22 protein-coding genes and 3 tRNA genes are annotated in these 22,028 nt (G+C 67.0%); 14 read left to right on the forward strand and 11 right to left on the reverse strand.

Annotated features, from left to right (window positions below; all coding sequences use genetic code 11):
- Positions 1-154 precede the first annotated feature (154 nt).
- The 3 genes from pepN to ABEA07_RS17760 form a co-directional block, all read right to left on the reverse strand.
- Complete coding sequence (pepN, locus tag ABEA07_RS17750; protein ID WP_345539492.1) at positions 155-2,848, reverse strand: aminopeptidase N; 2,694 nt, start codon at positions 2,846-2,848, stop codon at positions 155-157.
- A gap of 18 nt (positions 2,849-2,866) precedes the next feature.
- Positions 2,867-3,971 (reverse strand): peptide chain release factor 2 gene (gene prfB / locus ABEA07_RS17755; protein WP_345539493.1). Its coding sequence is split into 2 segments (ribosomal slippage): positions 2,867-3,889 and positions 3,891-3,971, totalling 1,104 coding nucleotides; the frame shifts between segments, so codons are not numbered across the junction.
- A 48-nt stretch (positions 3,972-4,019) separates the two neighbouring features.
- Positions 4,020-4,946 (reverse strand): alpha/beta fold hydrolase, encoded by a 927-nt coding sequence (locus ABEA07_RS17760; RefSeq protein ID WP_345539494.1) that lies wholly within the window; start codon positions 4,944-4,946, stop codon positions 4,020-4,022.
- A 72-nt stretch (positions 4,947-5,018) separates the two neighbouring features.
- Between ABEA07_RS17760 and ABEA07_RS17765 the strand changes: the two genes are divergently transcribed.
- The 4 genes from ABEA07_RS17765 to ABEA07_RS17780 are packed head-to-tail and all read left to right on the forward strand — an operon-like array spanning position 5,019 to position 7,642.
- On the forward strand, positions 5,019-6,080 hold the full coding sequence (locus tag ABEA07_RS17765) for an aldo/keto reductase (RefSeq protein WP_345539496.1): 1,062 nt from the start codon (positions 5,019-5,021) through the stop codon (positions 6,078-6,080).
- Between the two features lie 22 nt (positions 6,081-6,102).
- Complete coding sequence (locus ABEA07_RS17770; protein WP_345539497.1) at positions 6,103-6,597, forward strand: aminoacyl-tRNA deacylase; 495 nt, start codon at positions 6,103-6,105, stop codon at positions 6,595-6,597.
- 45 nt (positions 6,598-6,642) lie between these two features.
- Positions 6,643-7,278 (forward strand): glycerol-3-phosphate 1-O-acyltransferase PlsY, encoded by a 636-nt coding sequence (plsY, locus tag ABEA07_RS17775; protein WP_345539498.1) that lies wholly within the window; start codon positions 6,643-6,645, stop codon positions 7,276-7,278.
- Between the two features lie 13 nt (positions 7,279-7,291).
- On the forward strand, positions 7,292-7,642 hold the full coding sequence (locus ABEA07_RS17780) for a RidA family protein (protein ID WP_345539499.1): 351 nt from the start codon (positions 7,292-7,294) through the stop codon (positions 7,640-7,642).
- Positions 7,643-7,664: 22 nt separating this feature from the next.
- Here the strand turns inward: ABEA07_RS17780 and ABEA07_RS17785 are convergent, their stop codons facing one another.
- Together ABEA07_RS17785 and ABEA07_RS17790 are read right to left on the reverse strand one after the other, a co-directional pair.
- Complete coding sequence (locus tag ABEA07_RS17785) at positions 7,665-8,273, reverse strand: retropepsin-like aspartic protease family protein (protein WP_345539500.1); 609 nt, start codon at positions 8,271-8,273, stop codon at positions 7,665-7,667.
- Positions 8,274-8,411: 138 nt separating this feature from the next.
- Complete coding sequence (locus ABEA07_RS17790; RefSeq protein WP_345539501.1) at positions 8,412-8,897, reverse strand: YajQ family cyclic di-GMP-binding protein; 486 nt, start codon at positions 8,895-8,897, stop codon at positions 8,412-8,414.
- 45 nt (positions 8,898-8,942) lie between these two features.
- On the opposite strand from ABEA07_RS17790, the gene murB reads away from it, so the two are divergent.
- The gene (gene murB / locus ABEA07_RS17795) at positions 8,943-9,998 is read left to right on the forward strand and encodes a UDP-N-acetylmuramate dehydrogenase (RefSeq protein ID WP_345539503.1); all 1,056 of its coding nucleotides are present in this window, start codon (positions 8,943-8,945) and stop codon (positions 9,996-9,998) included.
- Between the two features lie 133 nt (positions 9,999-10,131).
- Here the strand turns inward: murB and argG are convergent, their stop codons facing one another.
- The 4 genes from argG to ABEA07_RS17815 form a co-directional block, all read right to left on the reverse strand.
- The gene (gene argG / locus ABEA07_RS17800; RefSeq protein WP_345539504.1) at positions 10,132-11,469 is read right to left on the reverse strand and encodes an argininosuccinate synthase; all 1,338 of its coding nucleotides are present in this window, start codon (positions 11,467-11,469) and stop codon (positions 10,132-10,134) included.
- A 14-nt stretch (positions 11,470-11,483) separates the two neighbouring features.
- Positions 11,484-11,801 (reverse strand): pyrimidine/purine nucleoside phosphorylase, encoded by a 318-nt coding sequence (ppnP, locus tag ABEA07_RS17805; RefSeq protein WP_345539505.1) that lies wholly within the window; start codon positions 11,799-11,801, stop codon positions 11,484-11,486.
- Positions 11,802-11,927: 126 nt separating this feature from the next.
- Positions 11,928-12,494, reverse strand: a complete 567-nt coding sequence (locus tag ABEA07_RS17810; protein ID WP_345539506.1) for a hypothetical protein — start codon at positions 12,492-12,494, stop codon at positions 11,928-11,930.
- An 81-nt stretch (positions 12,495-12,575) separates the two neighbouring features.
- Complete coding sequence (locus ABEA07_RS17815; RefSeq protein ID WP_345539507.1) at positions 12,576-12,932, reverse strand: ArsC family reductase; 357 nt, start codon at positions 12,930-12,932, stop codon at positions 12,576-12,578.
- Positions 12,933-12,978: 46 nt separating this feature from the next.
- Between ABEA07_RS17815 and folC the strand changes: the two genes are divergently transcribed.
- The 9 genes from folC (at position 12,979) to ABEA07_RS17860 (ending at position 20,254) form a co-directional block, all read left to right on the forward strand.
- Entirely contained in the window at positions 12,979-14,274 is a 1,296-nt protein-coding gene (folC, locus tag ABEA07_RS17820) for a bifunctional tetrahydrofolate synthase/dihydrofolate synthase (RefSeq protein ID WP_345539509.1), read from the forward strand.
- A gap of 62 nt (positions 14,275-14,336) precedes the next feature.
- Positions 14,337-15,233 carry an SPOR domain-containing protein gene (locus tag ABEA07_RS17825; RefSeq protein ID WP_345539510.1) on the forward strand — a complete coding sequence of 299 codons (897 nt, stop codon included), beginning with the start codon at positions 14,337-14,339 and terminating at the stop codon, positions 15,231-15,233.
- A 5-nt stretch (positions 15,234-15,238) separates the two neighbouring features.
- Entirely contained in the window at positions 15,239-15,724 is a 486-nt protein-coding gene (locus tag ABEA07_RS17830; RefSeq protein WP_345539511.1) for a CvpA family protein, read from the forward strand.
- Positions 15,725-15,744: 20 nt separating this feature from the next.
- Positions 15,745-17,262 carry an amidophosphoribosyltransferase gene (gene purF, locus ABEA07_RS17835; protein WP_345539512.1) on the forward strand — a complete coding sequence of 506 codons (1,518 nt, stop codon included), beginning with the start codon at positions 15,745-15,747 and terminating at the stop codon, positions 17,260-17,262.
- Positions 17,263-17,266: 4 nt separating this feature from the next.
- A complete protein-coding gene (locus ABEA07_RS17840) occupies positions 17,267-18,481 on the forward strand; it encodes an O-succinylhomoserine sulfhydrylase (RefSeq protein ID WP_345539513.1) in 1,215 nt (404 codons plus the stop codon).
- A gap of 4 nt (positions 18,482-18,485) precedes the next feature.
- Positions 18,486-19,868 (forward strand): glutamate--tRNA ligase, encoded by a 1,383-nt coding sequence (gene gltX, locus ABEA07_RS17845; protein ID WP_345539515.1) that lies wholly within the window; start codon positions 18,486-18,488, stop codon positions 19,866-19,868.
- A 36-nt stretch (positions 19,869-19,904) separates the two neighbouring features.
- Positions 19,905-19,980 (forward strand) — tRNA-Ala (locus ABEA07_RS17850).
- A 51-nt stretch (positions 19,981-20,031) separates the two neighbouring features.
- Positions 20,032-20,107, forward strand: a tRNA-Glu gene (locus tag ABEA07_RS17855).
- A gap of 70 nt (positions 20,108-20,177) precedes the next feature.
- A tRNA-Asp gene (locus ABEA07_RS17860) sits at positions 20,178-20,254 on the forward strand.
- A gap of 613 nt (positions 20,255-20,867) precedes the next feature.
- On the opposite strand, the gene ABEA07_RS17865 is transcribed toward ABEA07_RS17860, so the two are convergent.
- Together ABEA07_RS17865 and ABEA07_RS17870 are read right to left on the reverse strand one after the other, a co-directional pair.
- Positions 20,868-21,086, reverse strand: a complete 219-nt coding sequence (locus ABEA07_RS17865; RefSeq protein ID WP_345539516.1) for a hypothetical protein — start codon at positions 21,084-21,086, stop codon at positions 20,868-20,870.
- Positions 21,087-21,523: 437 nt separating this feature from the next.
- A partial coding sequence (locus tag ABEA07_RS17870; RefSeq protein WP_345539518.1) for a helix-turn-helix transcriptional regulator occupies positions 21,524-22,028 on the reverse strand: 505 nt, incomplete at its 5' end.

The following is a 22,028-nucleotide window of genomic DNA, read 5'->3' on the forward strand; positions in this document are numbered from 1 at the left end:
CCCCCGGTGAGGGGGTTGGCGGACCACACGAAGTGGGGGAGCCTGGGGGAGAGCAACATTTTTCGCGGAACCGGCTTTGCCGGGCCGCTGGTGTTGGCCCCGGTGAGGGGGTTGGCGGACCACACGAAGTGGGGAAGCCTGGGGGAGAGCTCGATCACGCGGCGAGGGCACGGGTGACGACTTCGTGCGTGTCCTTGCTGAGATCGGGCTTCGACGCCACGCGCATGATGGCCTCGCGCGCCGCACTGCGATAAGGCTCGGCCAGCTTGCTCCAGCGGTCGAGGGCGCGTGCCAGGCGCGCCGCGACTTGCGGGTTGATGGCGTCCAGCTCCATCACCCGCTCGCTCCAGAACACGTAGCCCGCGGCGTCGGGGCGGTGCAGCGCACCGGGGTTGGCGCTGCAGTAGCTGAAGATCACGCTGCGCGCGCGGTTCGGGTTCTTGAGCGAGAAGTCGGGGTGCTTCATCAGCTGCTTGACGAGCGGCAGGATGTCGCCGCCGCGGTCCGGCGCGCCGGCCTGCAGCGAGAACCACTTGTCGATGACCAGTGCCTCGTTCCTGAACATGGCGTGGAAGCTCGCCAGCGCCTGCGCGGCCAGCGCATGGCCGGAAGAGACCAGCGCATTGAGGGCGTTGAAGCGGTCGGTCATGTTGCCCGCGTCCTTGAAGCGCTGCAGCGTCTTGCCGGGCCAGACGGCGTCGCCGGAACTGCGGGCCGCGAGGCACAGGTAGACCAGGGCGAGGCCGGCCAGGGCGCGCCGCCCGGCGGAATGCGGGTCGGGGTTGTAGGGGCCGGTCTCGCGATGTTGCTCGTACACCCGCTCCCAGTCGGCGAAGAGGCCGGTGGCGAGTTGGACGCGCATGGCCTCGCGCACGGCATGCACGCGCTGCGGATCGACGACGTCCAGCTGCTCGGCGATGTAGGTTTCCGAGGGCAGGGTGAGCACCAGTTCCTTGAAGGCGGCGTCGAGCTGCGGATCGCGCAGCAGGCTGCGCATGGCATCGAGGTAGGCCTCGCCCAGGGGGGCCTCGGCGGGGCCGGCGGCCGGCCCCTCGATGGCCTGGATCGCGGCGCGCAACGCCAGGCGCTGGCCCGCTTCCCAGCGGTTGAAGGGGTCGGTGTCGTGGGCCAGGAGGGTGAGCAGTTGCGCCTCGCCGTAGTCGTGGTCGAGGATCACCGGCGCGCTGAAGCCGCGCAGGATGGAAGGCACGGGCTCGGCCTCGACGTTGACGAAGGTGAACTGCTCGCCCGCGTGCGTGAGCACCAGGGTGCGGGTGCCCGCGCCCGGCGCGTCCTCGCCCGCCAGTTGCAGGGGAAGTTCGCGGCCGTCGGCGCTCAGCAGGCCCAGGTTGACCGGGATGACGAAGGGTTCCTTGAAGGGCTGGCCCGGGGTGGGCGGGCAGCTCTGCACGAAGCTCAGGGTGTAGCTGCGCTGCACGGGGTCGTAGACGCCGTGGGCCGACAGGCGCGGCGTGCCGGCCTGGCTGTACCAGCGCTTGAACTGCGGCAGCAGGCGCGCCAGTTCGGACTCGGGATTGGCGTCGGCGATGGCCTGGGCGAAGTCGTCGCAGGTCACGGCCTGGCCGTCGTGGCGCTCGAAGTACAGCGTGATGCCGCGCTCGAAGCCCTTGCGGCCGACCAGGGTCTGCATCATGCGCACCACCTCGGCACCCTTCTCGTAAATGGTGACGGTGTAGAAGTTGCTGATCTCGATGTAGCTGTCGGGCCGCACGGGGTGCGCCATCGGGCCGGCGTCCTCAGGGAACTGGGCGGTGCGCAGCACGCGCACGTCCTCGATGCGCTTGACGGCGCGGGCCGAGGGCTCCGCGCACAGGTCCTGGCTGAATTCCTGGTCGCGGAAGACGGTGAGGCCTTCCTTGAGCGAGAGCTGGAACCAGTCGCGGCAGGTCACGCGGTCGCCGCTCCAGTTGTGGAAGTACTCGTGGCCGACCACGCTCTCGATGTTGCTGTAGTCGGCGTCGGTCGCGGTGGCCTGGTTGGCCAGAACGTACTTCGTGTTGAAGATGTTCAGGCCCTTGTTCTCCATGGCGCCCATGTTGAAGTCGCTGGTGGCGACGATCATGAAGCGTTCCAGGTCCAGCGGCAGGCCGAAGCGGGCCTCGTCCCAGGCGATCGAGTTGATCAGGGAGTTCATCGCGTGCTCGGTCTTGTCGAGGTCGCCCGCGCGAACGTAGACCTGCAGCAGGTGGTCCTTGCCGTTGCGCGCCTTGATGCGCTGCTCGCGCGCCACCAGCTTGCCGGCCACCAGCGCGAACAGGTAGCTCGGCTTGCGGAAGGGGTCCACCCACTTGGCGAAGTGGCGGCCCTCGGGCAGTTGGCCCTGCTCGACCAGGTTGCCGTTCGACAGCAGCACGGGGTAGGCCTCGCGGTTGGCGCGGATGGTGACCGTGTAGCTGGCCATCACGTCGGGCCGGTCGAGGAAGTAGGTGATGCGGCGGAAGCCCTCGGCCTCGCACTGGGTGAAGAAGGTGTCCTCGCTCACGAACAGGCCCATGAGCTTGGTGTTCTTGGCCGGCGCGCAGGTCGTGAAGATCTCCAGCTCGAAGGACTCGGGCAGGTTGTCGATGATGAGCTGGTCGGCCTCCATTCGGAAGGAAGCGCCCTGGCCATTCACCAGCACTCGCGCGAGGTTGAGTTCGTCGCCGTCCAGGCGCAGCGGCTCGGCAGCGACCTCGGGATTGCGGCGCAGGCGCATGCGGTTGAGCACGCGGGTCTTGGCCGGATCGAGGTCGAAGGTCAGGTCGACGGTGTCGATCCAGTAGGCGGGGGCACGGTAGTCCTCGCGACGGATCGCGACGGGCTCGGCTTGGGCATCACGCAGGTGCATCGAGTGTCTCCGGAATGGTCAGATGCCTTGCTTGAGCGAGGCTTCGATGAAGGCATCGAGATCGCCGTCCAGCACCTTCTGGGTGGCGGAGATCTCGACGTTGGTGCGCAGGTCCTTGATGCGGCTGTTGTCCAGCACGTAGCTGCGGATCTGGTGGCCCCAGCCGACGTCGGTCTTGCCTTCCTCGAGCTTCTGCTGCTCTTCCATGCGCTTGCGCATCTCGTGGTCGTACAGGCGGGAGCGCAGGCGCTTCCAGGCGACGTCGCGGTTGCTGTGCTGGCTGCGGCTGTCCTGGCACTGCACCACGATGCCGGTGGGCATGTGGGTGAGTCGCACGGCAGAGTCGGTCTTGTTGATGTGCTGGCCGCCGGCGCCGCTGGCGCGGAAGGTGTCGACGCGCACGTCCGCGGGGTTGATCTCGATCTCGATCGAGTCGTCGATCTCGGGGTAGACGAAGATGCTGGCGAAGCTGGTGTGGCGCCCGCCGGATGAATCGAAGGGCGACTTGCGCACCAGCCGGTGCACGCCGGTTTCGGTGCGCAGCAGGCCGAAGGCGTATTCGCCCTCCACCTTGATGGTGGCGCTCTTGATGCCGGCGGTGTCGCCGGGCGTTTCGTCCTCGATCTGGGTCTTGAAGCCCTTGCGCTCGGCGTACTTCAGGTACTGGCGCAGCAGCATGCTGGCCCAGTCGCAGGCCTCGGTGCCGCCGGCGCCGGCCTGGATGTCGACGAAGGCGTTGAGCGGATCGGCCGGGTTGTTGAACATCCGGCGGAACTCGAGCTGCTCGATGTCGGCCTGGAGCTTGGCGGCGTCATCGGCGATGGCCTGCAGGCCGGCGATGTCGCCTTCCTCCTTCGACATCTCGTACAGCTCGGTGTTGTCGGAGAGGCTGCTGCCCAGCCGGTCGAGCGTGACGACCACGTCGTCGAGCGCCTTCTTTTCCTTGCCCAGTTCCTGGGCCTTCTTCGGGTCGTTCCAGACCGCGGGATCTTCGAGCGATGCGTTGACCGTCCTCAGACGTTCGGCTTTGGCATCGTAGTCAAAGATACCTCCGTAAGTCGACCGTCCTGGCGCTCAGGCCCGCAAGGGTGGCGCCGATTTGATTGATTTGCTCTGCATCCATGGGGAATCCTGACGGTGTTCGGGGAAACCGCGCATTTTCTCATGCCTGTCAAGGCCCTTCGCCGGTGAGGAATGGCTCGATCAAGGCGGCCACCTGCCCGGGCTGGTCGTGGTGCAGCATGTGCCCGGCATCGGTTACGCGTGCGAGGCGGACGTCGCGCACCGATTTCAGGCGCTCCTGGAACTCCGCCAGCGTGTAGCGGCCCTTCCACCAGCCCTGCAGGCTGTCGTCCGATGCCACCACGGCGAGCACCGGCGCCTCGATCGCGGCATACAGGGCCAGCATTTCGTCGACCCGGAACAGGTTGGCGTTGATGATCTTGTGGGCCGGGTCGCCCAGGATCTCCCAGCGCTCGCCCCCCTCGGCCCGGGCCCGTGCGACGGACCAGTGGCCAGCGAGCCAGTCGGCCTTGTCCTGGGAGAGTCGCGGGTTGGTCTTCATGAGGCGGCGCGCGACGCCCTCGGGGCCCGCATAGCTCGCCAGGGCCATCTCGCCCTTGTGCAGCCGCTTGAGCTGGTCGATCCATTTGCCGAAGCGCCCGGGCGCCTCGGACGGCTGCAGCACCGGCATGCCGAAGCCCTCGAGGTTGACCAGGCGGCGCACGCGCTGGGGCCGCACGCCGCCGTATTGCATCGCGATGTTGCCGCCCATGCTGTGGCCGATCAGGTCGACGGGCGCGTCGCCCGCGTAGTGGTCGAGCAGCCAGTCGAGATCGGCCAGGTAGTCGGGCATCCAGTAGTTGTCGACCGGGCCGCCGTCGCTCTGGCCGAAGCCGCGCCAGTCGGGGGCGATCACGTGGCGCTCGGAGGCCAGCGCATCGACCACGAACTGCCAGGATGCGGCGACGTCCATCCAGCCGTGCAGCAGCACCAGCGGTGGGCGGGAAGGCGAGGGCGCGCCCCAGGTGCGGACGTGGTAGCGCAGGGTGCGCACGGGGACGAATTCGCTGCGGGAGGGGCGGAGGGCTTGGTACATGGGCGATCGATGATACGGAGGCCGCGCCGGCCGCGCAGTCCGGCAGCGGACACGCGCGGTAGCATTCCGAGCATGCAAAAGATCCAACTCGGGCAGAGCGACCTGCGCGTCGCGCCGATCTGCCTCGGCACCATGACCTTCGGCGAGCAGGTCGACGAGCCCACCGCCCACGCCATCCTCCACCGATCGCTCGAGCGCGGTGTCGACTTCATCGACACGGCCGAGATGTACGCCGTGCCCGCCCGCAAGGAGACCTGCGGCGCCACCGAGACCATCATCGGCAACTGGTTCGCGAAGAACCCCGGCGTGCGCGGGAAGGTCGTGCTGGCCACCAAGGTGGCCGGCCCCTCGCGCGGCATGCCCTGGATCCGCGAGGGCAGCGGGATGACGGCGGCCGACATCGTGGCGTCGTGCGAAGGAAGCCTCCGGCGCCTGCAAACGGACGTGATCGACCTCTACCAGATCCACTGGCCGGAACGCCATGTGCCGGCCTTCGGCAACATGTACTACGACCCGTCGCGCGAGACCTCGCAGACGCCGATCCGCGAGCAGCTCGAGGCGCTGGCCGGCCTTGTCAAGGCCGGCAAGGTGCGGGCGATCGGCCTCTCGAACGAGACACCCTACGGCGTGCACGAGTTCGTGCGCCTGGCCGAGCAGCACGGGCTGCCGCGCGTGGCCTCGGTGCAGAACGTCTACAACCTGTTGCACCGCGGCGTCGAAAACGGACTGGACGAGACCATGCACCGGCTCGGCGTCTCGCTGCTGGCCTATTCGCCGCTGGGCTTCGGGCTGCTGACGGGCAAGTACGACGAGAGCGGCATCACCGGTCCGTCGGCGCCGCAGAACGCGCGCATCACCCGCTACGAATCGGTGCGCAAGCAGCGCTGGGGCCGTCCGGAGGCGCTGGCCGCGGCCCGGCGCTACAACGCGCTGGCGGCTGCCACGGGCATGACGCCCACGCAGTTCGCACTGGCCTTCTGCTACAGCAAGTGGCAGGTGGCGAGCACCATCATCGGCGTCACCTCGCTGGCCCAGCTGGACGAGAACATCGACACCTGGGGCCACAGGCTGTCGCAAGACGTGCTGGCCGAGGTCGACAAGCTGCGCTGGGAAATGCGGGACCCGGCGATCTGATGGCGGCAGTGGCGTCCCCCTCATGAGCAAGAAGAAGGCGCACATCAGCGAAACACCCGCCACCCAGCTCCTGCGGGCGGAGGGCATCGCCTTCACCGAGCATCCCTACGACTACCTGAAGCACGGCGGCGCGCAGCACAGTGCGCAGGTGCTGGGGCTGGACCCCTTCACCGTGGTCAAGACGCTGGTGATGCAGGACCAGGACGCCAACCCGCTGATCGTGCTGATGCACGGAAACCGCACCGTCTCGACCAAGAGCCTCGCGCGGCAGATCGGCGCGAAGTCGGTGGCGCCCTGCAAGCCGGAGGTGGCGAACCGGCACAGCGGCTACCTGGTGGGCGGCACCTCGCCCTTCGCGACGCGGCGTGCGATGCCGGTTTACATCGAGTCGAGCATCCTCGAGCTGCCGAGGATTGCCATCAACGGCGGGCGGCGCGGCTACCTGGTCGGCATCGATCCGCAGGTCTGCGTGCGGCTGCTGGGCGCGAAGCCGGTGCAGTGCGCGCTGGCAGAATAGCCGGCCGCCGGGCGCCCCATGCCGCCCGCTTCCCCTGGAGACACCGTGAGTTCCTACCTGCCTTCGTCGATCGCGATCGTGCTGTCCTACCTGCTGGGCTCCCTGTCCTTTGCCGTGATCGTGAGCAGGGCGCTGGGCATGGCCGATCCGCGCAGCTACGGCAGCAAGAACCCGGGGGCCACCAACGTGCTGCGCTCGGGCAACAAGGGCGCGGCGCTGGCCACGCTGCTGCTGGACGCGGTCAAGGGATGGCTGCCCGTGTTCCTGATCCATCGCCTTGGCGATGCCTGGGGCCTGGGGGCGGGGACGGCGGCGCTGGCGGGGCTGGCGGCCTTCCTGGGCCATCTGTACCCGGTTTTCTTCGGCTTTCAGGGCGGCAAGGGCGTGGCGACGGCCGCCGGCGCGCTGCTTGGCATCGAGCCTCTGCTGGGGCTGGCGACCGGGCTGACCTGGCTGATCATCGCGTTTTTCTTCCGCTATTCCTCGCTGGCCTCGATCGTGGCCGCCTTCTTCGCGCCGGCCTACTACCTGATCGGCGGCGGCATCGCCTGGACGCTGCGCCGGGAGGTGCTGCTCGCGCTGATCGCGATCAGCCTGCTGCTCGTGTGGCGCCACCGTGAAAACATCCGCCGGCTCTTGGCCGGTACGGAGTCCAGGCTGGGCTCCAAAGCCAGGACTTGAAAGGAATGATCTCATGGCCCAGATTCAACGCTTCCACGTCGGCCCGCGCCTGTCGGAAACCGCCATCCACAACGGCACCATCTACCTTGCGGGCCAGGTGCCCGACGACACCTCGCAGGACATCCGGGGCCAGACCGCGCAGGTGCTGGCCATGGTGGACCGGCTGCTGGCCGAGGCCGGCAGTGACAAGTCGCGCATCCTCATGACGCAGATCTTCCTGGCCGACATCGGCGAGATCGGCGCCATGAACGAGGTGTGGGATGCGTGGATTCCGGCCGGCCACACGCCGCCGCGTGCCACCGTTCAGGCGGCGCTGGCCAATTCGGCCTACAAGATCGAGATCGTGGTGACGGCGGCGGCCTGAGCCGGCGCGCCCGGGGGCTTGCTCAGAACCTTTTTTCGAGGACCATCTGGTCCGAGTCGCGCCGCATCGAGAAGCGGCTGATGAAGCTGTTGCCCAGCAGCACGAAGGGCATGGGCTGCTGGGAGACGACCGCCTCGACGTCGTAGACCTCGACGTCGCCGACGCGCACCGAATTCAGCCTGACGCGCCAGCCCGGTGCCACGCCGTTGGCGGTGTTCATGCGTACCGGCTGGCCCTTGCTGTAGTCCAGGCCGATGCGCTGGGCGTCGGCCGTCGACAGAGCGACGGCGGTGGCGCCGGTGTCGAGCATGAAGCTGACGCTGCGCCCGTTGATGGTGCCCTGGGTCATGAAGTGCCCGCCGCTGGAGACCGGCAGCACGATCCGGCTGCCGCCGCCACCCCCGGCGCTGCCGCCGATGCTGACGGGCTGGTCCATGCGCAGCGCCACGCGTTTGCCGCCGGCTTCCACCGTCGCCAGTTCGCCCGCGAGCGAGAGCAGCTTGACGCCCTGGAAGGTCTCGCCGACGGCGACGGTCTTCGGCGCGCTGCCGTCGACGATCAGGATGGCGCGGCTGCCGATGGTGCCGGTGAGCATCACCGATTGCGCCTGCACGCCCAAGCCAGTGACCATGCACATGACCGCAAGAATCAAGCGGGCCATCTTTTTCGGGGAACACCGCGGAACCGGCTTTGCCGGGCCGGTGGTGTTGCCCCCGGTGAGGGGGTTGGCGGACCACACGAAGTGGGGGAGCCTGGGGGAGAGCAACATTTATTCGCGGAAGTTATTGAAGGAAAGCGGCATGTCGGGCACGTCCTTCTTGATCAGCGCCATCGCGGCCTGGAGGTCGTCGCGCTTGGCGCCGGTCACGCGGACCGCGTCGCCCTGGATCGCGGCCTGCACCTTGAGCTTGCTGTCCTTGATCAGGCGCTGGATCTTCTTGGCGGTCTCGCTCTCGATGCCATTCTTGACCTTGAAAACCTGCTTGACCTTGTCGCCGCCGATCTTCTGCACGTCGCCCTTGTCGAGGAAGCGCACGTCCACGCTGCGCTTGGTCAATTTGTTACGGAGGATGTCCTCGACCTGAACCAGCTGGAATTCGGCATCGCCGATCAGCGTGATTTCCTTGTCCTTGAGTTCGACGGCGGCTGCGGTGCCCTTGAAGTCGAAGCGCGTCGCGATTTCCTTGGCCGTGTTCTCCACGGCATTCTTGACTTCGGGCAGATTGGGTTCGCAGACGGTATCGAATGACGGCATGAACACTCCTCCTGGATGACGCGGTACGGATGCGACAATTCTCCCATGATCGTGGAGCACAACGTACCGCTGCAGCCGCACAACAGCTTCGGCATCGTCGCGCGCGCCCACGCCCTGGTGCGCATCGCGAACGAGGCTGATGTGGCCGCGCTGCTGGCGCATCCGCGCTGGCACGCGGCGCCCAAATTCGTGCTCGGCGGCGGCAGCAACATCGTGCTGACCGGCGACGTCAAGTCCCTCGTGCTGAAGATCGAGATCATGGGCCGCCGCCTGGTCGAGGAGACGCCGCGCGCCTGGATCGTCGAGGTGGGTGCAGGCGAGACCTGGCACGACACGGTGCGCTGGACCTTGGATCAGGGTTACCTGGGCCTGGAGAACATGGCGCTCATCCCCGGCACCGTGGGCGGCGCCCCGGTGCAGAACATCGGTGCCTACGGCGTCGAGCTGCAGGACCGCTTCGAGTCCCTCGACGCCATCGACCTGGACACCGGCCGCAGCTTCACCCTCGATGCCGCCCAATGCGCCTTCGGCTACCGCGATTCGGTGTTCAAGCACGTTGCCGCCGGCGGCCCCAACGACTTCGGCCTGGCCGGCAGGGCGCTGATCACGCGGGTGCGCCTGCGCCTGCCGCGCCCGTGGAAGCCGGTCCTGGGCTACCTGGACCTGGAGCGCAAGATGGCCGAAGCCGGCAACCACGCGCCCGGTGCACGGCAGATCTTCGACTGGATTTGCGCCATCCGCACGGCCAAGCTGCCGGACTGGCGGGTGCTGGGCAATGCCGGCAGCTTCTTCAAGAATCCCACCGTCACGCCAGAGCAGTGCGCCGACATCATCGCCCGCGACCCGAAGATCGTGCACTACCCGATGGCCGACGGCAGCATCAAGCTCGCGGCAGGCTGGCTGATCGACGCCTGCGGCTGGAAGGGCAAGACCATGGGCAACGCCGGCGTCTACGAGAAGCAGGCGCTGGTGCTGGTCAACCGCGGCGGCAGGAGCCATCCGGCCACTGGCGGCGAGGTCATGACCCTGGCGAAGGCGATCCAGACGAGCGTGTATGAGCGCTTCGGCATCCGGCTGGAGCCGGAGCCGGTGGTGGTGTGATGCACCTGCCCGCACCGCGCCTCCACGTGCGGTTTCAGTCCTGCCTCCGCCGTCGCATTCAGGCGGTGTAGCGGCGGCGATCGTCGAGCCGGTGGCCCCGGGAGCCAACGACTCCGCACCGGCCGCGGTCCGACTACTTCGACTCGTCGTTCTTCAACTGGGGCAGCGACGCGCCCTGACCCGAGGACAGCAGCCCGACCTGGGTGTAGATGCCGAGCTTTTCGCGCGTGTCCACGATGTCCAGGTTGCGCATCGTCAGCTGGCCGATGCGGTCGGCCGGCGAAAAGCTGGACTCGCCCTTTTCCATGGTCAGCCGCTCGGGCTTGTAGGTGAGGTTGGGCGAGTCGGTGTTGAGGATCGAGTAGTCGTTGCCGCGGCGCAGCTCGACCGTGACCTCGCCCGTGACCGCGCGTGCGACCCAGCGCTGTGCCGTCTCGCGCAGCATGATGGCCTGCGGGTCGAACCAGCGGCCCTGGTAGAGCAGGCGGCCCAGGCGGCGGCCATGGTCGCGGTACTGCTCGATGGTGTCCTCGTTGTGGATGCCGGTCACCAGGCGCTCGTAGGCGATGAACAGCAGCGCCAGCCCCGGGGCCTCGTAGATGCCGCGGCTCTTGGCCTCGATGATGCGGTTCTCGATCTGGTCGCTCATGCCAAGGCCGTGGCGGCCGCCGACGCGGTTGGCTTCCAGCAGCAGCTCGACCAGGCTCGGGTATTCCACCCCGTTGATGGCCACCGGGCGGCCCTCGACGAAGCGCACGGTGACTTCCTCGCGCTTGACGTCGACTTCGTCCTTCCAGAAGGCCACGCCCATGATCGGCTGCACGATCTTCATGCCGCTGTTCAGGTGCTCCAGGTCCTTGGCCTCATGCGTGGCGCCGAGCATGTTGGAGTCGGTGGAGTAGGCCTTCTCGGCCGACATCTTGTAGGCGAAGCCTTCCTTCTGCATGAAGGCCGACATTTCGGCGCGGCCGCCCAGCTCGTCGATGAAGGCCTGGTCCAACCAGGGCTTGTAGATCTTCAGCGCCGGGTTGGTGAGCAGGCCGTAGCGATAGAAGCGCTCGATGTCGTTGCCCTTGTAGGTGCTGCCGTCGCCCCAGATATTGACGTCGTCTTCCTTCATCGCGGCGACCAGCATGGTGCCGGTGACGGCGCGGCCCAGCGGCGTGGTATTGAAGTAGGTCAGGCCGGCGGTGGTGACGTGGAAGGCGCCGGCCTGCAGGGCGGCAATGCCCTCGGCGGCCAGTTGGCTGCGGCAGTCCACCAGGCGCGCCTTCTCGGCGCCATAGAGCATTGCCTTGCGCGGGATCTCGTCGTAGTCCGGCTCGTCGGGCTGGCCGAGGTTGGCGGTGTAAGCGTAAGGGATGGCGCCCTTGTTGCGCATCCAGCGCAGCGCGGCGCTGGTGTCCAGGCCGCCGGAGAAGGCGATGCCGACCTTCTGGCCGGCGGGAATGCTTTGAAGAATGGTGGCCATGCTCGAATCCCGTTTCAACCGAAGTGGCAGATGTAGCTGTAGGGCTCGCCGCTCACGCGGATCTGGAAGCTCGAGTTGCCCGGGATGCTGAATTTTTCGCCGGGTCCTGCGGCCTTCCACTCGCTGCTGCCCGCAAGAAGGTATTCGCAGCGGCCGCCCGTGCCTTCCATGATTTCCGGCGCGCCGGTGCTGAAGGTGAGTGTCGCGGGCAGGATCACGCCCACCGATTTCTTGCTGCCGTCAGCCAGCGTGAGGCTGTGGCTCACGCACTTGCCGTCGAAATACACGTTCGCCTTGGTCGACACCGTGGCGCTGGAGAGGGATTCGATCATGCTCATCTGGAGGAGGGCTCGGCGCCGGCGGCGTGCGGCCGCCGGACGCGCGCCCGGCGAAGGCGCGCCCCTGCAAGGGTTGGAAAGCCCGTGATTTTAGGCCGGCCCGGGCGGCCTGCCGGCGCGTCAGCGCCAGTGGCCGTGCCAGCCGCCGCGCCAGCCGCGCGAATAGCCCAGGTTGAGCGAAAGGCCGATGGGCGGATACACGTAAGGGGCAGGGTAGTAGGCTGGTCCCGCGTAGACCGGCGCGGGGTAGTAGACGGGGGGCGCCGGCTGCACGTAGACCGGCGCGGGCTGGCCATAAGCACCATATGCAGGTGCACCGCCGCCCGAGACCACGATGCCGGGCTCCGGCGTCACGGTGTTCCAGTCGGGAGGTTGTTGCTGGTCGAGGGGCGCCGCGGCGATGGGCGGCTGAGGGGCAACCGGGGAAGTCGTCGCAACGCCATAGTCGCCCACTTCGATGGGAATGCTGGCACCGGGGCGGGTGTCGGTCACCGTGGTGTAGCGCCGTCCGCCGTATTCATAGGTGACGTTGTAGCGGGTAGTGCCGGTGGCTTCGTGCGAGGGCGTGACCGAGACCACCCGGGCCCAGACCTGCTCGGCCTGCGCCATCGTCGCCGCGCCGGCCAACGCCGCCACCAACAGGGACAGGGCAGTCAGCTTGTGAAGGGGCTTGTAGGGGGTGCGCATGTAGGAACTCCTTGAGATGGGGGCACTTGCCAGGGCCCTCTGAGGCGGTTCGACGCGATCCGCCGGTGCGGGTTCAACCGTTTACACAGTGTGGCTTTTCCACTGGGCGGCGTCGAACCCTGTCGTAACGCCGCCTCGAGGGCCCCAGTTGACCACCGGCCGCTTGATCAGACTGGGGTTGGCCAGCAGCACGGCACGGGCCGAAGCTGTGTCGACCACCGAATTGCGCGTCGCGTCGTCCAGCCGCCGCCAGGTCGTGCCGCGGCGGTTCACCAGCGCCTCCCAGCCGGGGGCGCGCAGCCACTGATCGAGTTCGGCTTCGGGCACGCCCTCCTTCTTGAAGTCGTGGAAGCGGTACGCGATGCCTTCTTCGTCCAGCCAGGCGCGGGCGCGCTTGACGGTGTCGCAGTTCGTGATGCCGTAAAGGGTCGTGGTCATGCGCCGATGATGCCTGCGCTGCGCCTGGGCGACAATTCCGGGCTCCATGAAAACCCTTGCCGACTGGCTCGCGCATGCCGAGCACCTGCACCCCAGGAACATCGAACTGGGCCTCGAACGCGTGCGCGAGATGGCCCGGCGCCTCGATCTCGTCTTCGAATGCCCGGTGATCACCGTCGCCGGAACCAACGGCAAGGGCTCGACCTGCGCGATGCTCGAAAGCATTCTGATGAGCGCCGCCTACCGCACGGCGGTCTTCACCTCGCCGCACCTGGTGCGCTTCGAAGAGCGGCTGCGCTTGTCGGGCGAGGCCGTCGAGGGCGCGGCGCTCTGCGAGCACTTCGAAGCGGTGGAGCGGGCGCGCGGCGACATGGCGCTGACCTACTTCGAATTCACGACGCTGGCCATCCTCCTTTGCGCCGCGGCCAGCAAGCCGGATGTCGCCATCCTCGAGGTCGGCCTGGGCGGCCGGTTGGACGCAGTGAACATGGTCGATACCGACTGCGCCATCATCACCAGCATCGACCTGGACCACATGGAGTTCCTCGGTCCCGACCGCGAACGCATCGGGTTCGAAAAGGCCGGCATCATGCGGCCCGGCAAGCCGGCCATCGTGAGCGACCCGGTGCCCCCGCGCAGCGTGATCGACCATGCCGAGGCCATCGGCGCCGACCTGTGGCGGGTGGGCCGCGATTTCCACGTGTCGGGCGACAAGCAGCAGTGGGGCTGGGCCGGCCGCGGGCGTCGCTACAGCGGCCTGGCCTACCCGGCGCTGCGCGGGGCCAACCAACTGGTCAACGCGGCTGGTGTGCTGGCGGCTCTGGCGTCGCTGCGGCCGAGGCTGCCGGTCACTGCGCAAGCTGTGCGCACGGGGCTCGCCATGGTCGAGTTGCCGGGCCGCTTCCAGATCGTGCCGGGCGAGCCTGCGCTGGTGCTCGACGTGGCGCACAACCCGCATTCGGTGGCAGCGCTGGCGGAGAACCTCGACGCCATGGGCTTCTATCCGACGACGCACGGCGTGTTCGGCGTGATGGCCGACAAGGACCTGGCCTCCATGTTTGCGCGCATCGGCCCCATGATCGACCGCTGGTACTTCACCGACCTGCCGACTGCGCGTGCTGCCAAGGCCGCCGACCTGATGTCGCAATGGCAGGCGCGGAACAAGCGTGCGGATGCCTCCGCCAGCGCGCATGCGGCACCGATGGAAGCACTGCAGGCCGCCATCGATCACGCGGACCCCGCTGATAGAATCGTCGTCTTCGGATCGTTCTTCACAGTGGGTGGTGTGCTCGAGCACGGAACACCACGTCTGCAGGCCCGGCACCTGCCGCCAGACGCTTGATGGGCCTGAGTTCCGGCGCCTTATCTACCTCCACGCTGCACTCCTCCAGGGAATCGAATTTCATGGCGTTCTTCAAGTTCCGCTCCCACGGTCCGCAGGCCAACGAAGGGCGAAACACCAGCGTGGCGGCGGCGCCTGCCGAAAGCATCGAAGCAATGCGCCGGCGCGCCCGGCACCGGCTGCTGGGCGCCGCGGTGCTGGTGCTGGTGGGGGTGGTCGGATTTCCGCTGCTGTTCGATACGCAGCCGCGTCCGGTGTCCGTCGACATCCCGATCGAGATTCCGGATCGCAACAAGACCAAGCCATTGACCCTGCCCGCGCAGCCGGCGCCCACCACGAGCACCGCGCCCGCGCCGGCACCCGCCGCGCCGGTGGCAACCAGACCCTCGAGCAGCGAGATGATCACCGAGATGGCGGATGGCACCGAGGTCCCGCCCTCCCGCCCGGCGCCGGGCGCGCCGCCTGTTGAAACCAAGCCTGCACGTGTGGCAGAGGCCAAGCCGGAGCCCAAGCCCGAAGCAAGGCCCGAGGCCAAAGCGGAGTCCAAGCCAAAGGCAGAAGCCAAGGCCGAACCCAGGCCTGACCCCAAGCCCGACGCCAAAGCCGAGACCAAGACCGCCGCCAAGACCGCCGACGACGGCGTCCGTGCCCGCGCCCTTCTCGAAGGCAAGAGCGCCGCGGCCGCAGCCGCCAAGGCCACGACCAGCACCCCTGCGCCAGCGGACGAGAGCGGCCGCTTCGTGGTGCAGGTCGGCGCCTTCGCCGATGCCGACAAGGCCCGCGAGGTGCGGCAGAAACTGGAAAAGGCCGGCTTCAAGACCTATACCCACGTGGCAAAGACGGCGGACGGCGAGCGCACCCGCGTGCGCGTCGGCCCCTTTGGAACGCGTGCCGAGGCTGACAAGGCCGCCGGCAAGGTCAAGGGCTTGTCTTTGTCTGCGGCCGTCCTCAGCTTGTAGCGGACGTGACTGCGCTCGACTGGATCGCCATCGTGCTGCTGGTGGTGTCGATGCTCTTCGGCCTGGTGCGGGGATTGGTCTTCGAAGTGATTTTGCTGGCGGGCTGGGTCGCGGCCTTCTTGTGTGCTCAATGGTTCGCGGCCGACGTGGGCGGCTGGCTGCCCCTCGGCGATCCGGAAGGGAGCTGGCGCTATGCGGCGGGCTTCGTCCTGGTGTTCGTGGCGGTTGCTTTCGGCGTGGGACTGGTGGCTTCGTTGACGCGCAAGCTGATTGCCGCGGTGGGCCTGCGGCCGGTGGATCGGCTGCTGGGCGCCGTCTTCGGCCTGGCGCGCGGCGCCGTCGCGCTGCTGGCGGCGGCGGTCATGGTTCACCTGCTGGCGTTCGCGGACGCGCCCTGGTGGCGCGAATCGCGCAGCGCCACTGTTCTGGATGCGGCATTGCAGGGCCTCAAGCCTGCTCTGCCAGAAAAATTGGCAAGCTATCTGCCTTGAGACCCTGAGAGGATCGCTTCATGTGTGGAATCGTCGGCGTTGTCAGCAACGCACCCGTCAACCAGTTGCTCTACGACGCGCTCCTGCTGCTGCAGCATCGTGGACAGGATGCGGCCGGCATCGTCACCCTGCTGGAACGCAAATTCTTCATGCACAAGGCCAAGGGCATGGTGCGCGACGTTTTCCGCACTCGCAACATGCGGGCCCTGCCGGGCAACGTGGGGTTGGGACAAGTGCGCTACCCGACCGCCGGCAATGCCTTCAGCGAGGAAGAGGCCCAACCTTTCTACGTGAACGCGCCCTTCGGCATCGTGCTGGTGCACAACGGCAACCTGACCAACGCGCATGCGCTGCGCGCCGAGCTGTTCTCGACTGACCACCGCCACACCAATACCGAGAGCGACTCGGAGGTGCTGCTCAACGTGCTTGCGCATGAACTCGACCGCGCCACCCGCGGCGGCAAGCTCGACGCCGCCACCGTGTTCGCCGCCGTGCGCAACGTCCACAAGCGGCTGCGCGGCTCTTATGCAGTGGTGGCCTTGATCGCCGGCCATGGGCTGCTGGCCTTCCGCGACCCGTATGGCATCCGTCCCCTGGCGGTCGGCCGCGCCGCCGACGGCACGCTGATGGTGGCGAGCGAGTCCGTGGCGCTGGAGGGGTCGGGGCACGTCTTCGAGCGCTACGTCGCGCCCGGCGAGGCGGTGTTCATCGACCTGCAGGGCAACCTGCAGGCGCAGCAGTGCGCCCAATCGCCCAGTCTCCATCCCTGCATGTTCGAGTTCGTGTATCTTGCGCGGCCCGATTCCGTGCTGGACGGCATCTCGGTCTACCAGGCGCGGCTCAATCTCGGCGAAACCCTGGCCCAACGCGTGGTCTCGACCGTGCCGCCCAGCGAGATCGACGTGATCATTCCCATCCCCGAATCCAGCCGGCCGAGCGCGACGCAGCTCGCTCACCTCCTGGGCATTCCCTACCGAGAAGGCTTCGTGAAGAACCGCTACGTGGGCCGCACCTTCATCATGCCGGGGCAGGGCGTGCGCAAGAAGTCGGTGCGCCAGAAGCTCAACGTGATCGGCAGCGAGTTCAAGGGGCGCAACGTGCTGCTGGTGGACGACTCCATCGTGCGCGGCACCACCAGCCGCGAGATCGTGCAGATGGCGCGGGACGCCGGCGCCCGCAAGGTCTATCTCGCCAGCGCGGCGCCGCCGGTGCGCTACCCCAACGTGTACGGCATCGACATGCCGACCAAGGACGAGCTGGTCGCCCACGACCGCACCGTCGAGCAGGTGCGCGAGCTGATCGGCTGCGACGCCCTGATCTACCAGGACGTGGAGGCGATGAAGCGCGCCGTGCTGAAGGCTGCGCCTGCCAACGGGTTGAAGCTCGACGGCTTCGATGCCTCCTGCTTCGACGGTGTGTACGTCACCGGCGACATCGACACCGAGGCCATCACGCGGATGAACGGCAACCGTCCGCGCATCGAGGAAACCGAAGAGGATTCCTCGCGCCTCGCCCTGCCCAATCTCAGCGAGAACTGACATCGTGACCGACCGATCCCTGCCCCCCGGACTGCACCGCGACACCCTCGCCGTGCGCGCCGCGCTCGAGCGCAGCCAGTACGGCGAGAATTCCGAAGCGCTCTACCTGACCAGCAGCTTCGTGCAACCCGATGCCGAGACCTCGGCGCGCCGCTTCGCCGGCACCGAGGAGGGCTTCACCTATACGCGCACCTCCAACCCGACCGTGGCCAGCTTCGAGCGCCGCCTGGCCGCGCTGGAAGGCACCGAGGCCGCCATCGGCGCCTCCAGCGGCATGGGCGCGATCCTCATGATGTGCATGGGCCTGCTCAAGGCCGGTGACCATGTCGTGTGTTCGCGCTCCGTGTTCGGCTCCACCTTGAATCTCATCGGCCGCGATTTCGGCAAGTTCGGCGTGGAAACCACCTTCGTCTCGCAGACCGACCTGGCCGAATGGAAAGCGGCGATCAAGCCGAACACCAAGCTGCTGTTCGCCGAGACGCCCACCAATCCGCTGACCGATGTCTGCGACATCCGCGCGCTGGCCGATCTGGCGCACGCGGCGGGCGCCTTGCTCGCGGTCGACAACTGCTTCTGCTCGCCGGCCCTGCAGCGCCCCACCGAGCTTGGCGCGGACCTGGTGATCCACTCGGGCACCAAGTACCTCGAAGGCCAGGGCCGGGTGCTCGCCGGCGCGATCTGCGGTTCGCAGAAGCTGATCGACGTCTTCGCCACTGTCGTGCGCACGGCCGGCATGGCGCTGTCGCCCTTCAATGCATGGGTCGTGCTGAAGGGACTGGAGACGCTGGGCATCCGTATGCGGGCCCATTGCGCGGGCGCACTGGCGCTGGCGCAGTGGCTCGAGGCCCAGCCCAAGGTGAAGCGTGTCTACTACCCCGGGCTCGCATCGCATCCGCAGCACGAACTGGCCATGCGCCAGCAGTCGGGGCAGGGTGGGGCGGTGGTGTCCTTCGACGTGGAGGGCGACACGCCCGAGGTGGCGCGTGCCAATGCATTCCACGTGATCGACAGCACACGCGTGCTTTCCATCACCGCCAACCTCGGCGACACCAAGACCACCATCACCCATCCGGCCACCACCTCGCATGGCCGCCTCACCGAAGACCAGCGCCAGGCCGCAGGCATCGGGCAGGGCCTGATCCGCGTAGCGGTCGGGCTGGACCACATCGACGACATCCGCGCCGACCTTTTGCGCGGCCTCGACACGCTGAGCCACTGAACTCATGACCGTTCGCACCCGTATCGCGCCGTCACCCACCGGATTTCTCCATCTCGGCACCGCGCGCACCGCGCTCTATTCGTGGGCCTATGCGCGCCATCACGGCGGCCAGTTCGTGCTGCGCATCGAGGACACCGACGTCGCACGCTCGACCCAGGAGTCTGTCGAGCAGATCCTGGCTTCCATGCATTGGCTTGGCCTGGACTACGACGAGGGTCCGGTCTACCAGATGCAGCGCCTCGACCGCTACCGCGAGGTCGTCGAGCAGATGCTGGCTGCCGGCACGGCGTACCGCTGCTACTGCACGCCCGCCGAGCTCGAGGAGATGAAGGAGGCCCAGCGCGCCCGCGGCGAGAAGGCGCTGTACGACGGCCGCTGGCGGCCGATGCCGGGCAAGGTGCTGCCGCCGGTGCCAGAGGGCGTGCAGCCGGTGATCCGCTTCTGCAATCCGCCGGATGGAGACGTGACCTGGGACGATCTCGTCAAAGGCTCGATCACCATCAACAACCGCGAGATCGACGACCTCATCATCGTGCGCACCGATGGCGTGCCGACCTACAACTTCGCGGTGGTGGTCGATGACTGGGACATGGGCATCACGCATGTGTTCCGTGGCGACGAGCACATCAACAACACCCCCTGGCAGATCAACATCTTCCGTGCGCTGGGCGCGCCGTTGCCGCAGTTCGGGCATGTGCCCGTGATCCTCGGGGAGGACGGGCAGAAGTTGTCCAAGCGCCGCGGCGCGGTGAGCGTCACCGCTTACGAGGAGGCCGGTTACCTGCCCGAGGCGATGCTCAACTACCTCGCGCGCTTGGGCTGGAGCCATGGCGACGATGAACTGTTCACGCGCGAGCAGATGGTGAGCTGGTTCGACGGATCGCACCTGTCGAAGAGCCCGGCGCAGTGGGATGCTGCCAAGCTCGCCTGGGTCAACGCGCAGTACGTCAAAGCCAAGCCTGACGCCGAACTCGCCCCGCTGGTTGCGGCCCAGTTGGCCAAGCGCGGCATCACGGCCGACGACCGACTCGATGCGATCTGCGCGTTGTTCAAAGACCGTTGCGAGACCACGGTCGCGCTTGCCGATTGGGCCGCGGCCTTCTATGCCGATGTGCAAGCCAGCGACGCCGATCGCGCGCAGCATCTGACCGACGCCGTGCGGCCCGCAATCGCGACCCTTGCCGACAAGCTCGCGACAGCCGCGTGGGACAAGGCCTCCATCGCCGCTGCCATCAAGGACGTGCTTGCCGCCCACGGCCTCAAAATGCCCGCGCTGGCCATGCCCGTGCGCGTGCTCGTGATGGGCAAGGCACAGACGCCGTCGCTCGATGCAGTTCTCGCACTCTTCTCTCGCGAAGAAATTTTGAAGCGATTACAAGAAGCCTGAATTTCCACGCTATAATTTGAGGCTCGACACCCACACGGGGGTATAGCTCAGCTGGGAGAGCGCTTGCATGGCATGCAAGAGGTCAGCGGTTCGATCCCGCTTACCTCCACCATCAGGGAGTCGAGAAAACAAGCGTTGATCGCAACGCGGTTCTTAGGTTTACGACCCTATCGTCTAGAGGCCTAGGACATCACCCTTTCACGGTGAGTACCGGGGTTCGAATCCCCGTAGGGTCGCCAGTTTTCACGCAAGTGGAGAAGGCACAAGTCGGCAGCACTTGGCTCCAACCGGAGCGAACGCAGCCTACCAGGAGTGGTAGTTCAGTTGGTTAGAATACCGGCCTGTCACGCCGGGGGTCGCGGGTTCGAGTCCCGTCCACTCCGCCAAGATTGATGAGGGTTAGCAGATAAGTATCTGCTAACCCTTTTCTCTTTTTTAGCCCCCGTGTCCTAACCGTGTCCTAGTTTGCGACGTTCCTGGACCGTTGTAGAAATGCGGCATCGCACGATCGCACGCGTCGGCTCGTCGGTATCACGTCGTGCGTCGATCTAAGCGATTCACGATTGAACCGCACTCCCTGACCACGTGGCAGCTCGATGTATGGCTGTCAACCGCTCCTTGAATCTTCGTTCAGCAGGTCAGGCGCTGCTCGCCCGCGTCCTATGTTGGATCGTCGATGAAGTCATCGTTCAGGCAGATGCACGAGGGCCTGCACGACTTCGCGCGTTGCGCCCGGGCATGTCCGAAAAAGTGTTCAGCGTCACCACGTGGGCAAGCTGCTGCGGCCGTGCCAATCCCGCGGCGAGCCGGACCCGGCGAACGCGCACTGGAAGGCCATCGGGACATCCGCGCGCGCGGCGATCGCGGCTGCATGAACTCGATGAGGGCGCCACCGCACACACCGCGCACGTAGCGTTCGCGAAGCGGCTGGTTCTCGAACTGGATTAACTTGTCGAGCGCCAACCTGCTGGTATTTGCGATGCGTTCGAGGAATCCACGCTACGTTGGAGCCGTTCGCTGCCGGTCCACGCCAGTTGGCTCAACCAGATCGAGATCTGCTTCTCGATCGTGCAGCGCAAGGTGCTGACTCAACGCTTTCCATGTTTGGAGGCGCTCGCCGAGCGGCTGGCGAATTTCGAGCGCTACTTCGAAAGCATCGCGCATCCAAATCCGGTGGAAGTTCACCCGCACCGATCTCAACGCATTGATCGCGCGCATGCGCGATCGTTGGGCGCTTAGCCAGCTTTTTGGCGCTGGCCGCTTGAAGAATACGTGTACGAACATCCGAAAGGAACTACTTAGCCTTGACGGCCTTGCGCAGTTCGCCGGGATCCTGGCCGCGCCAAGCCTTCCAGTTCGACCTGTTCGAGGCGCGCCGTCGATATCGCCACCAGCGACGACATGCTCAGTTGTCTGGACGCTGCGCTGGGGCCGGGCCGACCTGTACACGCTCATCCCTAACGGTGACACGTGCGTGCACGCGGTGATCGAGAGTCGCGGGTCTGCGCTGGCCGAACGAAACCTGAGCGCCGACAGCGGCGTGCAGACGGCAAACAAACGCGCGGGCCGGCTGTGGCCGGCCCGCGCAGTAAGCGCGCCGAGCACACAAGCGTCGCCGGAAGTCATCGCCAGCGGCGCTGGCCGAGGTCCGCGACTCAGGCCGGGCGCCCGTCCAGGCGATCGGCGATCCATGATTGAATGGCGCTCTCCGGCCAGGTCGCGGTGCGACGCCCGGCCTTCACGGAGCGGGGGAAGACGCCCCTTTGCATTTGCTCGTAGATTGCCGACCGGCGCAGCCCGGTGAGCCGCTCGACTTCGGGAAGTCGCAGGAGCCTGTCGGGCGCGCGCTTCGTGGTGTGCGTCACCAGCAGCGTTGAATCGGCGCGCAGAAGCGTGAGTGCTTCTTCCAGCAAATGAGCGGCTGCCTGCAGATCGCGTTGGGCCGCATTGTCGGCGGCGAGTCGTTGGCTTGATGCGTCGGTATGGGCTCGCATGTGACACCACCTTTTCAGTTTCCGCAGCTGCGTCCAATGCTGTTGCGGTACATCCATAGGGTGCCCGGGATGTCCGGTGGTGCCAACCTGTTGGCGCAAGGCGAGCGTGTCGAGACGTAGCACGTGTGGAAGAGCGCTTGTAGCGCTCGCGGCCGCGAGGCCTTCG

Origin of the sequence: Variovorax defluvii (genome assembly GCF_039541515.1) — a bacterium.
GTDB classification, from domain to species: Bacteria; Pseudomonadota; Gammaproteobacteria; order Burkholderiales; family Burkholderiaceae_C; genus Variovorax; species Variovorax defluvii.

What these genes read in the sequence shown, in the direction of transcription:
- pepN (WP_345539492.1), bottom strand. Translation starts at nt 2,848, where the DNA reads ATGCACCTGCGTGATGCCCAAGCCGAGCCCGTCGCGATCCGTCGCGAG.
- ABEA07_RS17770 (WP_345539497.1), top strand. Translation starts at nt 6,103, where the DNA reads ATGAGCAAGAAGAAGGCGCACATCAGCGAAACACCCGCCACCCAGCTC.
- ABEA07_RS17785 (WP_345539500.1), bottom strand. Translation starts at nt 8,273, where the DNA reads ATGGTCACTGGCTTGGGCGTGCAGGCGCAATCGGTGATGCTCACCGGC.
- purF (WP_345539512.1), top strand. Translation starts at nt 15,745, where the DNA reads ATGTGTGGAATCGTCGGCGTTGTCAGCAACGCACCCGTCAACCAGTTG.
- gltX (WP_345539515.1), top strand. Translation starts at nt 18,486, where the DNA reads ATGACCGTTCGCACCCGTATCGCGCCGTCACCCACCGGATTTCTCCAT.
- folC (WP_345539509.1), top strand. Translation starts at nt 12,979, where the DNA reads ATGAAAACCCTTGCCGACTGGCTCGCGCATGCCGAGCACCTGCACCCC.
- ABEA07_RS17810 (WP_345539506.1), bottom strand. Translation starts at nt 12,494, where the DNA reads ATGCGCACCCCCTACAAGCCCCTTCACAAGCTGACTGCCCTGTCCCTG.
- ABEA07_RS17865 (WP_345539516.1), bottom strand. Translation starts at nt 21,086, where the DNA reads ATGCGCGCGATCAATGCGTTGAGATCGGTGCGGGTGAACTTCCACCGG.
- argG (WP_345539504.1), bottom strand. Translation starts at nt 11,469, where the DNA reads ATGGCCACCATTCTTCAAAGCATTCCCGCCGGCCAGAAGGTCGGCATC.
- ppnP (WP_345539505.1), bottom strand. Translation starts at nt 11,801, where the DNA reads ATGATCGAATCCCTCTCCAGCGCCACGGTGTCGACCAAGGCGAACGTG.
- ABEA07_RS17765 (WP_345539496.1), top strand. Translation starts at nt 5,019, where the DNA reads ATGCAAAAGATCCAACTCGGGCAGAGCGACCTGCGCGTCGCGCCGATC.
- ABEA07_RS17790 (WP_345539501.1), bottom strand. Translation starts at nt 8,897, where the DNA reads ATGCCGTCATTCGATACCGTCTGCGAACCCAATCTGCCCGAAGTCAAG.
- ABEA07_RS17815 (WP_345539507.1), bottom strand. Translation starts at nt 12,932, where the DNA reads ATGACCACGACCCTTTACGGCATCACGAACTGCGACACCGTCAAGCGC.
- ABEA07_RS17780 (WP_345539499.1), top strand. Translation starts at nt 7,292, where the DNA reads ATGGCCCAGATTCAACGCTTCCACGTCGGCCCGCGCCTGTCGGAAACC.
- ABEA07_RS17760 (WP_345539494.1), bottom strand. Translation starts at nt 4,946, where the DNA reads ATGTACCAAGCCCTCCGCCCCTCCCGCAGCGAATTCGTCCCCGTGCGC.
- murB (WP_345539503.1), top strand. Translation starts at nt 8,943, where the DNA reads ATGATCGTGGAGCACAACGTACCGCTGCAGCCGCACAACAGCTTCGGC.
- ABEA07_RS17825 (WP_345539510.1), top strand. Translation starts at nt 14,337, where the DNA reads ATGGCGTTCTTCAAGTTCCGCTCCCACGGTCCGCAGGCCAACGAAGGG.